The organism is Moorena sp. SIO1F2, assembly GCF_010672755.1.
GTDB lineage: Bacteria > Cyanobacteriota > Cyanobacteriia > Cyanobacteriales > Coleofasciculaceae > Moorena.
Map to the genome: position 1 here is coordinate 1 of NZ_JAAHFV010000410.1, position 5,402 is coordinate 5,402.

Below are 5,402 nucleotides of genomic sequence, written 5' to 3' on the forward strand. Positions count from 1 at the left end.
TGACTCCATACCGATACCTCGGCCCAGGGGTGTTCTTTTTGCACTTTCTCCACTTCACAGCCCAGTTTTTTTTTCCACTGCTGTTGTTGTTGAGATATGAATTGGTGATTGTTGGTCGAGGTACTTTCAGCCCTTTAATCCATTTGCTTGAGAATCCGCCATCCAAGTTGAAGTCAGACAATTCGAACCAATAATTCACAGAGATAGTCTGCAACTTTGCGACCGTTCCACAGCCCACCATCCGGGGCTGGACCTGACAAAATTTGATCTAATTGCCCTTGTTGCTGATCCCTTAAAAGAGGTGGAGCAAAACAGGTTTCTACGCCTACCATCTCCCAAGGTCAAAGGTCCAATCCGGTTGTAGCCCCACACCAGTTCATAAATCCAACTTCGTTTATATCCAGTCACTTTGCGCGACTTCTTCACTGGTTCTGCCAAGGGCTAGCAACCAGATGATTTGATAGTGGGAGCGTTCAATCGGATCTTTCCCTTGACGATAGCGCTGTTAATGTTCTTCTATACTCAGATGGGGTTCTATGCTGATTCGCTTGGGCATCAGTTTGGACCATTGTCTTGCATCTCTCATATATTACGGTTCTGAGGGGGTGACATGAGCCCTGAAAAGCTTACTAGATAAGGCTTTGATGCCAATTATCATAAGAATTGATAAACTCCCAAATTGACCCTCCTGTGATTTTATGAAAGCTCAAACCCTTATAACTACGTCCAAGGAAGCGCCCAAAACACCATGTATCTTTTTGTAACAGATCGGCTGAAAATATTACCCAGTAAGGGTTTTAGCTTGCATGTCACCCCCCAGATTACGGTTATTTAATGCAACTTGATATTACCAGGAGTTTTAGCCTTAAAAAGGCACTCTATTTTACTGCCGGATTAACATCTTTAATCTGATCCCCTTTCTGACGATTTAAAAATAGAAAACGATAGACGAGTAATAAACTGGATATCAATGGGCCTAGAACCAATCCCCACCACAAGCCCATACCACCATAACCTAAAGGCATTGCTAGTAAATAGCCCACTCCGAGTCCAGATCCCCAGAATGAAAGTAAATTGATGAGCATAGGGATTTTGGTATCCTGTATGCCTAATAAGGCTCCAGTCATATTCATTTGAAGTCCATAGGCGAATTGGTAAAAACCTGCAATGTAGAGAAAGGAGATTGCTGTAGCTTTTGTATTAAAATAGTTTGGATCATCGGGATTTATAAAGATAGACACAACCTGCTTGGGAAATTCCCAAACTATAATTATCACTAACAATGAAAAGAAAGCACCAATAGCAAGATTAATAAATGCCGACACTCTAATTCCCATCGCATCTTTAGCTCCATAGGCATACCCCACTCTAGCAACAGTAGTACAGGCAATAGCAGATGGAATTGCCATAAAAACTTCTACAGTTTGAATTGTAATCTGGTGTGCTGCTAGAGTAGCTGTACCAAAAGATCCCATCAGCAACGTGGTTATGTTTAAAAGTGCTATCTCAGTACCATAGTGAATCCCCATCGGATAGCCAATACGAAAAAGTTTGATTATAAGTCTTGGATCGAGCTGATAAAAATTACCAAAAAAACTATATTTGTCAAACTTTGGATGAAACATAAATAAAACGATAGCTATTAAGAACGTAAGCCAATAAATAAAACTACTCGCCCAGCCAATACCCGATAGTCCTAAATCTGGAAATCCAAATTTTCCAAACATCAATATATAGTTAACAGGAATATTTAAGCCCAGGCCAATCACCGCAATGACAGCTATCGATTGAGGATAATTAACAGCGGAGGCAATATCCTTAGCAATTAGTAATCCAATAGCAGCTGGGAGTCCCCATATAACTGCATTTGCATAACTTTTGACGAGGAAAAAGTCGCCTTTGTCTTGTCCGATTAAACCTGAGAAAGAACCACCACACCACAAGAGCAAAACCATGGGTAAGGATATAATTATAAGTAACCATAACCCCTGAAATAAAATATAACTAACCTGTTCAGGCTCATCAGTGCCAACTGCTTCAGCTGCCATTGCCCCTACCCCTGATACAATTCCGTATCCAACATAAACAGCGGTGGCAAAAGCAACCGTTCCCAAAGCACCTGATGCTATTGATTGAGTTCCTAATAACCCCATCATCACAACATCTATAGCTTGAACAGCTACATCACAAATCTGTGTGCTTATAAGGGGAATGAGTAATTGAGAACTAGAAATTGTTTCAGATATAGCCTTTGATACCAAGCTATATGAGCCTAACTTAGGACTATGTGTACAGTTTGTCTCAGTCGTTTTGTTCTGCATTAGAGGTTAGAGGTAATTTATAAAGTAAATCTTAAGAGCTGAAATCCGTTGACAGATATGGATTTCAGGTAAGCAGGAGTAAACCTGAGGGGGCGACGAAATAAGCTGAGGGGGCGACGAAATAAGTTAAAACGCAGACTCTATAAGCAACCTAGCCCTTAGGCCTCGTTGATAATACTTTCGTTTATTAGGATTTCATTTCATTAATTCGGTGACTAATTCTAAACAAACATCCTTTAAATTCACCCAAGTTTGGCCATATAAACCAATGTAAAAACTGCTATGTCTCCGCTCCCTACGACCATATTCTTTGACACGAGCTACATAGTTTTGTATTCCTTGACGTGTCTTGATGCAGCGCGGTCATGGGGGAAACCCCCAAGACCGCGCTGCATCGCTTTAATATGCTGACCTTGAATCGTTGAGGAAGTGTAAGCTATTGCAATTAATAAAATTATAGAAATAAGCCGTTTACCCTCAACTTTAGTCTCCTCTATATTATAACCACCTGTATTAAAATATCTAAACATTTATTCAAGATCAAATCTTTTTTTATAAGCTGAAATAGCTGACTCTAAGCTTTCCAAATTTGTAAGAATAAACCATCCTTCTTTGGCCTTTGGCCACGCTACGCGAACGAAGCTACTTTCTTGACTTTACGTTGCCACTTACCAGCCACATTAAAAATTATAAAACCACGGGTCTTGGATGAAACCTTGAACAGGGTAGCCTTTATAGTCGGCAGTCTGTGAGTCATAGGTTTAAGTCTTGGTAATAAGGCTACCCTGTTCTACGGTAACTTCAAGGTCACTTTAACTCCTTGGATAAAAAAAGATAATCCTGGTGTTAAGCCTAAATTATTTAATTGAATAAAAATATTATTTTTGACTTCGATAAATTCGTTCTTCTTAAGACGTAAGCAGAAATAGACACCCAAGGACTGGAGGTGCTGTGCCAGCTTGACCGAGCCAAATTCTCTATCCCCTAATAGACAAACTTTATAGTTTTTTAAAAGTGGCATCACTGAGGATAGGGCAGTTTTTTGTTCATGAATATTGCTACACCCTAATTTGGGAAGTAATTCAAAATATATAGGAAAAGCTCTTTTATCCCAAACTATACTGATCATGAGGAAATTTATTCGACTCCAATTTGTGCGGTATATCGCTACATAAATTAATTGCTCAGTTGTGAAGTATGTTGATAACCAGGTTTTGATAATTGGAAACCAAATTTTTTCAATCGTCAGATTAGGCAATGATAAAAATCGTTGTATTCTTGTCTTGATGCAGTCGCTCATGGGGGGAACCCCCATGAGCGACTGCATCGCTTTTCTACGACTTTCAAATTTTATGGGAATTGATAGAGCATTTGCTAATTTTTCTAAATTTACTTTTTTAATTGTCTGTAGGAGACTAAGCAGAATTAGACTAAATAAGTATTCTGACTTACTAAGTTGACTTTTTAAGTGGTTTTGGTAGAATGCAAGTAACATTGTCAATAGGTAGGTCTTGTTGAACAAAAGAGACCTATCTTTTTTTTACCACAAAATGGTGAACGCTTTACATTTAAAGCTTTTCAGGCTATTTCGTCACCCCTTCAGGGAGTAAACATAAGCCTAAATCCTGAAAGCATTGCACCGCAATGGTTATAGCTCTGTTCACAAATCAGCTCTAAGGATTCGAGCCTAATGTTTTTACCAAACTGAGATACACCGAGGCCAATTATCACCTATTCGGTTGAGTTAAACAAGTTAGGTTCGTAAACTTAATCCTTGAAGTGTAGTCATAGCTTGAGTTTGGATTGTTTGTTAAAAATTTTTACACCTTTTTTTATTAACTTCAAATTAACTTGAACTCTCCACTACACATTAACCTTTAAACTTCAATATTTGACATTCAAGATTCCCTGAATTACAAATAATTGGTAAACACTGATTAGAGTTTTTGAACTTTCCCAAAATGCCTATATAGTTGATTATATATTACTTATGGCCTCTGGCCTCTTGCGTTGCTTTAAGAGCTGATTTATAAAGTAAACCAAAAGCATTGCCAGTCGCTTAACCATAAGGTGAATTAGAGAGCCATAAATCATGGCTTCACTCACATCTGAATACACCTCATAATCCAGGCTTTTGCGTCGAAATCTATTCAACCATCCATGCATTGCGCTCAACAATCCATCGTTTAGGTAACCGCTCAAAAGTTTTGGAAGTTCTCTTGATTACTTCCACCCTCACGCGATCGCCACAAACTTCCTTAACTGCACGGGCAAAATTATTACCAGAATAACCCTGATCTACCCAAAGCACATCTAATTTCGACAGTTTATCCCTGGCTTCATTAAGTACTACGACTGCTCCTAATCGTTCTGAGGCATTCGCTTCAGTTACCAAAACACCAATTAATAATCCAAGGGAATCTACTACAATGTGACGCTTACGCCCCTTAACTTTCTTGCCACCGTCGAAACCGTAGACAGAGCCCTTTTTTCTGTTGTTTTCACTGACATTGAATCAGCAATGGCAACAGTTGAGTCTTCATCCGGGTCTAATTCTGTTCTTAATTTTTGGCGTATTTTATCGTGTATCTGTTGCCAAAAACCGCCTTTTTGCCATTTTTTGAAGTATCTGTATACCGTGCTATAAGGTGGTAGATCATGAGGCATCATTTCCCACTGACATCCAGTCCGTTGCACATAGAATATGGCGTTGAAAATTTCTCGGAAATCCACCTCTATAGGATGACCAAACCCCTTGGGTAATGGTACTAGAGGCTTGAGTATTTCCCATTCTGAGTCGCTCAGGTCACGTCGGGTTAGGTTGACGTTGAGGATTTGCGATCGCAGGTAGACGGCTCATCAGTCACAACATAGCTTAACTATAACTAAGAAATAACGATTACACCATATTCACTTAATCCCCTACTTTCTTTAGATTCTCTTTATAAATCAGCTCTAACTGTAGATCAGGCTCGGTGGCATATGAGTGAGAAGTTGGAGGTGCCAGAGGGGATTCATCTTTTCCCCTTACCCCCTTACTCTCCTGAATTACAACCGGCAGAGCGATTATGGCCTGTGGTG

Annotated in this window: 1 protein-coding gene and 3 pseudogenes; 1 reads left to right on the forward strand and 3 read right to left on the reverse strand. The window is 39.5% G+C overall.

Translation table 11 applies throughout. From position 1 onward, the window contains the following. Window positions 1-878: 878 nt before the first annotated feature. From F6J94_RS29570 to F6J94_RS29580, 3 genes and pseudogenes are all read right to left on the reverse strand, one after another. Complete coding sequence (locus F6J94_RS29570; RefSeq protein ID WP_293030132.1) at window positions 879-2,321, reverse strand: MATE family efflux transporter; 1,443 nt, start codon at window positions 2,319-2,321, stop codon at window positions 879-881. 126 nt (window positions 2,322-2,447) lie between these two features. Beyond that, window positions 2,448-3,816 (reverse strand): annotated as a pseudogene (locus F6J94_RS29575) (IS4 family transposase); the annotation flags it as partial. A 482-nt stretch (window positions 3,817-4,298) separates the two neighbouring features. Further along, window positions 4,299-5,156 (reverse strand): annotated as a pseudogene (locus F6J94_RS29580) (IS5 family transposase). 120 nt (window positions 5,157-5,276) lie between these two features. Between F6J94_RS29580 and F6J94_RS29585 the strand changes: the two are divergent. After that, window positions 5,277-5,402: pseudogene (locus F6J94_RS29585) on the forward strand (transposase); the annotation flags it as partial.